This is a genomic window from Streptomyces sp. P5F9 (assembly GCF_057961495.1).
The window spans coordinates 1-1,799 of record NZ_JBXVPZ010000855.1; the positions used below are offsets into that span (position 1 = coordinate 1).

At 70.3% G+C, this 1,799-nt stretch carries 2 protein-coding genes; both read left to right on the forward strand.

The features are described 5' to 3' along the window. Nucleotides 1–154 precede the first annotated feature (154 nt). Complete coding sequence (locus AC31A1_RS50890) at nucleotides 155–802, forward strand: RNA polymerase sigma factor (RefSeq protein WP_489659829.1); 648 nt, start codon at nucleotides 155–157, stop codon at nucleotides 800–802. Continuing rightward, the gene (locus tag AC31A1_RS50895) at nucleotides 799–1,770 is read left to right on the forward strand and encodes a hypothetical protein (RefSeq protein WP_489659830.1); all 972 of its coding nucleotides are present in this window, start codon (nucleotides 799–801) and stop codon (nucleotides 1,768–1,770) included. The genes AC31A1_RS50890 and AC31A1_RS50895 overlap by 4 nt, the downstream gene beginning before the upstream one ends. The last annotated feature ends 29 nt before the right edge of the window (nucleotides 1,771–1,799 follow it).

The following is a 1,799-nucleotide window of genomic DNA, read 5'->3' on the forward strand; positions in this document are numbered from 1 at the left end:
TTAAGGTAGGGGGCGGACTCTCTTTATGCAAGTTAACTCTCATAATGGGGGTTGCGTGTTGGTGGGGGTGGGTGCGCGAAGGCGCGAACGCTCTTGGGGTCCGATGACAAGTACTGGTTGAGACCGTCGTCCGGCGGTCGGAAACGGAGACTCGGTGAAACCGGATGAACCGGGCAACCGGCGCCGCGGCGGGCGCCGCCACCGCGCCGGCGAACCTCATCGCGCCGACGGCGAACTCGGCGACAGTGAAGCCCAGTTGACGCGGTCCGCGCACGGCGACTCGGTGGCCTTCACTCACCTCGTGAAGACGCATTCCTCCGCCCTGTACGGCTACTTCGCCCGGCGTATGCCCGCCGCGTCGGAGGATCTGCTCGCGGAGACCTGGCTTCAGGCGTTCGCCGCCCGGCGCACGTTCGACCCGGCGCGGGGTTCGGCGCGGGGCTGGCTGTTCGGGGTGGCCCACAACGTGCTCGCCCAGCAACTGCGGCGGGCGGGACGGCAGGAGCCCGCACCGGGACCGGATGTCACCGACCCCTGGCAGGTGGTGGACCAGCGGCTGGACGCCGCCGCGATGGCCCCGGCTCTACGCCGGGCACTCGCCGAACTGCCCCCAGAGGAAAGGGAGTTGCTGCTGCTGATCAGCTGGGAGCAGCTCACCCCGACCGAGGCCGCCGCCGTTGTGGGCATCCCGGCGGGCACCGCCCGTTCGCGGCTGCACCGGGCCCGCGGCCGACTGCGCGACCGCCTCACGCCGTCCCGCCCGGCGGGCCGGAACCTGACCGCGACGGGAGACCTCGCATGACCACGTACGACGACACGGAGGCGAACGGTATGAACGAGCGAGGCGCACTGCTGGACTTCCCCGGTGCCGATGAACTGGCGACGGCGGGGCACGTCGAGCCGCTGTCGGAGCGGGCGTTGGCCCGGGTGCTGGCGGAGGTCGAGGCCGCCGTAGCGACGGAAGGGGCGGCCGTAACCAGCGCGGGGCCGGACGTAACCACCGAGGTGGCGACCGGTGTTGTCGTCGCGATGCCGGAACGGCGGCTGTTGGGGCGGCAGTTCGGGCGCCGCCGGGCCCTGATCGGGCTGCTGGCCACGGCCGCGGTGGCGACCGGCGTGGTGACGTACGCCAACAGCGGCGCGACCTCGGCGGGCACGGGCACGCACAGCGAGGCGCGTGCGAACACCGCGTCCGTCTTCCTGGACGACATCTCCACGGTGGCCGCCAGGCAGTCGGTTTCCTCGGGGAAGTACTGGAAGACGCGGACGACGGTCGGGACCACATACATCTCGCAGTCCATGGACTACTACGTCGTCAACGGCGGCAAGGTGTACCGGAAGGGGCTGCGGCCCGACTGGCAGGTCGGGCCGAAGGACCTCGACTGGAAGGGACTTGGGCAACTGACCACGGATTCGGGGAAGTTGCTCGGCCTGCTTCAGTCCCCGCCGCGGCCCGACAGCATCTCGCCCTTCGACCAGGCGGTCACCCTGCTCACCGACTCCCCGGCGAGCCCGAAACTGCGGGCCGGGGCCTTCAAGGCGATGGGCGGCCTGAAGGGCGTCAAGCTGCTCGGCCAGGTCAAGGACAGTACCGGGCGCGGTGGTACGGCAGTCGAGTTCGCGGAGGCCAGGAGTCTCGGCCAGGTGATCGTCGACCCGAAGACCAGCGCGATCCTGGAGTACACCTTCACGTGGACGGCCGGGCCCAGCAAGGGCAAGGTCACCCACCAGACGTTCCTGTCGACGGGCTTCACCGACAAGCTCGGCTGATCCGGAACGGGTGGGCGGGGCGAACGGGT

Bases quoted from the DNA above. Each gene is read 5' to 3' on its own strand.
- AC31A1_RS50895 (WP_489659830.1), top strand. From the start codon at position 799: ATGACCACGTACGACGACACGGAGGCGAACGGTATGAACGAGCGAGGC.